Source organism: Micromonospora lutea, from assembly GCF_016863535.1.
GTDB classification, from domain to species: Bacteria; Actinomycetota; Actinomycetes; order Mycobacteriales; family Micromonosporaceae; genus Micromonospora; species Micromonospora lutea.
On record NZ_BOPB01000046.1, the window covers coordinates 1 to 5,882 of the forward strand.

At 68.7% G+C, this 5,882-nt stretch carries 1 protein-coding gene; it reads right to left on the reverse strand.

Annotation, left to right across the window (positions count from 1 at the left end):
* Window positions 1-233 precede the first annotated feature (233 nt).
* Window positions 234-5,882 (reverse strand): non-ribosomal peptide synthetase (locus tag Vlu01_RS27220; RefSeq protein ID WP_204004980.1); only part of this gene is annotated, 5,649 nt, incomplete at its 5' end.

A 5,882-nucleotide genomic window follows, 5' to 3' on the forward strand; every position in this document is an offset into this window, starting at 1 on the left:
GCCCCGCCCACCACACCGCACCGCCACCCGATCAGGAAAACGCCCCACCGTCTCCCCAAACGCCGCCACCAAACTCCGCGCCCGCCCCACCGACGACACCGCCTGCACGACGCTCGAATCGCCGTCGGCCACCACTGACTCCGACTGACTACGTTGGATCACTCGCTGACGCAGCAGATCTGCGAAACCCTGATTCACGATTGGCCCTTCGTCGAACAGATGGTGTCGATGGGTCAGAACGCCAGCAGCAGCGCTGCGAGCAGGCCCTGCCGAGCCTGAACCGCCGCCAGATAGTCCGGCCAGGACGGAGATTCGACAATCTGCGCTGCCGCTTTGCCGAAGTCGAGGTCGTCACCGCTGATCTCACGCCAGAGGCGCTCCAGCTCGACCAGGTCATCCTGATCGATGAGCCGCATCTCGGAGAGCTTCATGTCGGGGTGCGTGATCAGGAATTCCAGCGCCCGGCCGATCGCGGCAAGGAGCCGATCGATGGTGGCACGGGTGAACAGCGTCGCGTCGTACTGCGCGGACAGTTCCAGCTCCGTGTCGAAAACGAAGCGGAACAGCAGGTCGAAGAGGGCGGTCGCCGGGGGAAGCTGCGCCAGCCGACCGGTGACCCCGGGCAGGTCGTTGAGGTCCAGTGGATAGTTGTCCACGGCGACCATGACCTGGACCAGTGTCGGCACGCCCGGCACCCGGGGCGGCTGCGCCGCCTGCACGATCTCCTGGAACGACAGGTGTTGATGGTCGAAGGCGGACAACGCGCTGGCCGCGACCGAGTTCATCAGGGCGGCGCCGGTGACGTGCGGCTCCACCCGGTAGCGGAAGGGCAGTGTGTCCGCGAAGTACCCGACCAGGTTCTCCGTCTCGGGTAGGTCACGTCCGGCCACCGGGGCGGCCAACACGATGTCGGTGTGCTGGGCGAAGCGGCTCAGCACGATCGCCGCCGCGCTGTGCAGCAGCATGAAGGTGGTGACGCCCGCCTGCTGTGCGGCTCGCTGCGTGCCCTCCCACAGCCCTGACGGCCATCGCACAGCGACGTAGCCGGCTTCTCGGCTGCGATCTTCGGTTCGCGGGAAATCCGTCACCAGGCCGAGGTCACCGGAGTAGTCCTTCAGGTAGGTGCGCCAGAAGTCGACCTCCGCGTCACCTGTCGCCAGCGCCCGCTGATGCCGCCAGAGAGCGTAGTCGGCGTACTGGATCGGCAGCTCCGGCAGTCGGGGTCGGCGTCCCTGCCGGTGCGCCCGGTACGCCTCGGTGATCTCGTTGAAGACCACATTGGTCGACCAGCCGTCCGACACCACATGGTGACTGCTCCACTGGAGCACATGCTCGGTGGCGGTGAAGCGGAACAGGCGGGCGACCACCACCGGTCCGCTGGTCAGGTCCAGCACGAGGTCGTCGCGGACCCGATCCCGTACGTACGCCGTCATCGCCGCCGGGTCGGTGAGCTGCTCCCCCGTCGCATCCACGACCTCCAACTCGACGGCCACTCCCGGGACCGGTTGCTGGTAACTGCTGCCCTCCTCGTTGCCGAAGCGCATCGAGAAGATTTCATGCCGGCTGGTCAGGGTCGCGATCGCGGTGCGCAGCGCCGGAATGTCCAGCGTCCCGGACAGGTGCAGCAGCACGGTGTTGTCATAGGAGCGGTCCTCCGGGTCGACCTGACACAGAAACCAGAGGGCGGCCTGGTTGGCGGCGAGCGGGAAACGGTGCGGACGAGGAAGTGTCGGCTTGATGCGCATCCCGCCGGGCGCCTGCCCGTCGCCGGCGTTGCTGTCGATCTGCTGGGCCAGGGCCCGAGGATTCGGATTCTCGAACAGCAGGCGGATCGGCAGATCCATCCCGAAGCGATCCCGTAGCCGGGCCATCACCTGCGCCGCGTGCAGGGAGTGACCGCCCAGCCCGAAGAAGTCGGTCAAGGGACCGGGGTCCGCCTGCGTCCGCAGGACGGTCCGCCAGACGTCGATCACCGCGGCCTCGGTCTCGTTCGCCGGTTCGAGGTTGTCGGTCTGATCCGGCAGCGGTGCCGGTCGCCACTGCGCCAGGGCCCGGGTGTCGACCTTGCCGTGCGGGGTCCGGGGCAGCGCGTCGAGACCGACCAGGTGATCCGGTACCGCGTAGCGAGGCAGCGTGGTGGCCAACTCGTCGCGCAGTTCCCGCAGGGACACCTCGACCCGCGACGGGCTCGATCCGGCACCCGCCGCAGCGGTGCCTTCCCGGGTCTGCGGGACGAAGAACGCGACGAGTTGGTCACCGTGCTCACCGTCGGAGCGCACGGTGACCACGCTCTCCTGCAGGGTCGGGATCGCGGCGAGAGCCGCTTCCACCTCACCCAGCTCGATGCGGTGTCCGCGAATCTTGACCTGTTTGTCGATCCGGCCGAGGAATTCGAGATTCCCGTCCGGGAGAAGCAGACCCCGGTCGCCGGTCCGATAGGCCACGGCCTCGGGCTCCTCGGCGAAGGGGTCGGGTACGAATGCGGCCGCAGTGCGCTCAGCGTCGTTGACGTAGCCGGCCCCCACGCAGAGCCCTCCGACGTACAGCTCACCCGGAGTGCCCATCGGCACCGGTTCCCGGTGTGCGTCGAGGACGTAGACCTTGGCGTTGTCGATGGGACGGCCCACCGGCACCGAGGCGGCCCGCTCGTCGGCCATCCCGATGATCTCGTAGTGGGTGCAGTCGTCGGACACCTCAGTGGCACCCCACATGTTGAGCAGACGCACCTGCGGCAGGTGCCGACGGAACGCGTTGGCGCTCTTCGGGGTCAGCGTCTCCCCGCTGGAGACCACCCAGCGCAGCCGGAACGGGGGGAAGGCAGCCACGCCGTAGTGGGTCAGTTCGGCGCTGAAGACGCTCAGCACCGTGGGTGAGACCTCCAAGACGGTGATGCCGTCCTCGGCGACCGCACGGAGCAGGCGCGGTGGGTCCTGGCTGATCGCATCGGGGTAGATGACGGCGGTGGCACCCACCGCCAGCGGCGCGAGCATCTGCCAGATCGAGATGTCGAAGGTGGCGGCGGCATCCTGGGAGACGAGGTCGCCAGGGCTGATCCCCAGCGTGCCGATCTTCGCCTGGAGGTGGTTGAGCATGCCGTCATGGCGGATCGTCGCGCCCTTGGGCTCTCCCGTCGAGCCGGAGGTGAAGATGACGTAGGCAGCGGACCGCCCCCCGGGCAGGGGCCCGGCGTATTCTTCCTGCTCCCCGTCGGTGTGCACCAGCTCGTCGAGGAGAAGCAGTGGCGTCCGCCCGGCCGCCTGCCGCATCGTCTCCTGGCTCTGCTGGTCACCGAGGAGCACCGCAGCCTGGCTGGTCCGCAGCATGCTCGCCACCCTGGACGGCGGCCCCGAGGGCAGCGGCAGATAGACCGCGCCGAGGCGCATCACCGCCAACGCGGTGACGAACGAGTCGATGCTTCGTTGCGCCGACATGCCGACGACGGTCCCGGCCGCGACGTCGAGTTGCGCCAGCCGGGCCGCCACCTGCCCGATGCGTACGGCAAGCGCCGAATAGGTCAGCGAGTCCTCGCCGCAGCGCACGGCCACCGCCTCGGCGTGGGTCATGCACGACTCCGCCAGCAGGGTGAAGTAGCCGGGCGCGCCGAGCGGCCGGGCGGGTGGTCCGAAACCGGCGACGAGCTCCCGCCAGTACGTCTCGCCCAGCAACGTGCGTCGGCTGGGAACGGTATCGGGACGAGCGACGACATCGGCCAACGCGTTGCGGTAGAGCGCGGCGATGAGTCGCACCTGCTGCTCGGTCAACCGGTGCAGATCCGCTTCGAGGTCGAGCGAGAGCAGCTTGGTGAACGGGTCCTTGTTGTACTCGGTACGCAGCGCGAAGTCCGTCTGGATGTACGCCTTGGCGTCCACGACCCGCAGGGACGTGTCGGCCGCCAACTGCTCGTAGCTGTGAAAGTGCGTGTAGTTGAAGCTGACGTCGGTGAGCTCCCGACCGCCGTTGAGCCTCTGCAGTTCGGCGTAGGGAAACCGCCGGACGGGCAACAGCTGCTGTTCCTTGGCGAAGGCCGCCCGGATCAGCGTCAACCAGGTCGCGTCGGCGGTAACGAGCCGGTACGGCAGCAGATTGAGGTGCACGCCGATGACCTCGGCCCCGCCCTCCTCCTCGACACGTCCGTTCGACTCCACACCCAACAGCAGGTCGGACCGGCCGGTGACGATGGACAGCACCCGGGCGTGCACCGCCAGCAGCACGTGCTTGAGCGACACGGCACAGCGCGCGGCGAGATCGTCGAGCGCCGCCGAGAGGTCCGCGTCGACCTCGACGCTGAGGAATCCGATCTCGTTGCGGGCGGCCGTGCCGGCCGCACCGGCGCGACGCGGCAGCAGGGTCGGCTCCACCCCGCTCAGCTCCTGCGCCCAGAACTCTCGGATCGCCGGATCGCGCAGCGTTTCCAGTTCCAACGCGATGAAGTCGGCGTACCGACGTCGGGGTGGAACGCTGACCGGCTGGTCCCCTACCCGCAGGTGCCAGTAGTCGGCGAGGATTTCGGTGATGAGCGACGATTCGCTCCACCCGTCCAACAACGCGTCGTGGAAACTGACCGAGAACTGGAACTCGTCGGGCGACAGCAGGTGGACGGTGAACCGCATCAGCGGGGCGACGCTCCAGTCGTACCCGGTCTGCCGCTCCCGCAGCTGCCACCGGCTCAGCTCCGCGTCCTGTTCCTCCGCGCTCTGCTGCCGCAGGTCCACCAGGGTCACCCGGGACGGCACGCAGCCATGCACCAGTTGCAGCGGCTGGGAGTAGTCGGTGAAGGCGAAGGAGGTACGCAGGATCTCGTGGCGGGCCACCGCTCGCGCGACAGCCTGCTCCATCGCGCGGTGGTCGTACCCGGCCCGGAGCCGGAACATGAAGATGTCGCAGTACATGTTGACGCCGGCGTCGTAGGCGCTGTGGAAGAGCAGGCCGCCCTGCAACGTGCTGACCGGATAGGCGTCGGTCACCCCGTCCGGTAGCGCCGCGCGGTCCGCCGCGTCGATCAGGCTGAATGGCGGCACCGGTGGGCGGCTCTCCGACGGCACCTGCTCATGGCCGGCGACGGCGGCCAGACCCGCCGGTGTCGGCGAGGCGTAGATGTCGGCGAGGTTCAGCGTGACGCCGTACTCCTGCGCGCGGGCACGCAGTCGCAACGCCACGATCGAGTCACCGCCGACGCTGAAGAACGAGTCGTCGCTGCCGACGCTCGGTACGCCCAACACCTCGGCGAAAATCTGGCGGATGAGGGTCACCAGGCTGCCCGACGTGTCAGCGTCGGCCGGGCGGGATTCACGCAGGCTGTTCGCGGGGGTGGCGGCCGGTAGCCGGTCCCGGTCGACCTTGCCGTTCTGGTTGAGCGGAATGGCGTCGACGGGCACGATGAACGACGGGATCATGTAGTTCGGAAGCCGTTCCCGAAGCCGGGCGAAGAGCTCACCGGGGTCGAGTCGGTCGTCGGCGACCAGGTGGGCCACGATCCGCGGCCCGAGACTCGGTGACGGGGCGCGGCGGCCCTCACCGCGCAGCAGATCCCGCACATCGGTGATCTCCACGGACACGGGACGGTTCCGCAGCACCGGGTCGGCGAATGTACCGGGTCGGACCGCGGTGACGGCGACCTGCCGGACACCGGGGACGTCGGCGAAGGCGGCGTGCACCTCCCCGAGTTCGATCCGGTAGCCACGGATCTTGACCTGGTCGTCCTGTCGGCCCCGGTACTCGTACTCGCCGGTCTCCACCAGCACGGCCAGATCACCGGAGCGGTACGAACGTGTCGGGTCACCGGGCAGCCGGACGAACCGCTGGGCGTCGAGTTCGGGCCGGCCCAGGTAACCCTGGCTGACGCCCGGTCCGGTGACGACGATTTCCCCCGCCTCGCCGGGGGG